The sequence below is a fragment of the Lactobacillus sp. UMNPBX16 genome (assembly GCF_002553775.1).
Classification (GTDB): Bacteria; Bacillota; Bacilli; order Lactobacillales; family Lactobacillaceae; genus Lactobacillus; species Lactobacillus crispatus.
In genome coordinates this window covers 1-348 of record NZ_PCYU01000114.1, presented here as the reverse complement: position 1 = coordinate 348, position 348 = coordinate 1, and the positions used below count along the sequence as shown (strand labels likewise).

The window sequence follows — 348 nt, the reverse complement described above, 5'->3', positions numbered from 1 at the left end:
AGACTCAGCCTGCTTTATGGACGTTGAGGTAAAGAACCACACGCTTTGAAGTAGTGATCAAGTTTCCGGACTATCGGGCAAGCACATGCCAAAGGCTGCTTCAAAAGGAGATTGACAGACATCCTGCCTGGTTTAAATCAATCACGTTTGACAATGGCTCTGAGTTTGCGGATATGACCAAGATCAAGGGCTGCCAGATTTACTTTGCTCACCCATATTCTCCATGGGAAAGGGGCACCAATGAGAACTGCAATGGTCTTTTGCGTCAATTCTTCCCTAAGGGCAAGAGCATGAAAGACAAGTCAAAAGCTTATGTTCAACAGGCAACTGATGCCATTAACCACAAAT

Annotated in this window: 1 pseudogene; it reads left to right on the top strand. The window is 45.1% G+C overall.

From position 1 onward, the window contains the following. Positions 1–348: pseudogene (locus CP367_RS10620) on the top strand (IS30 family transposase); the annotation flags it as partial.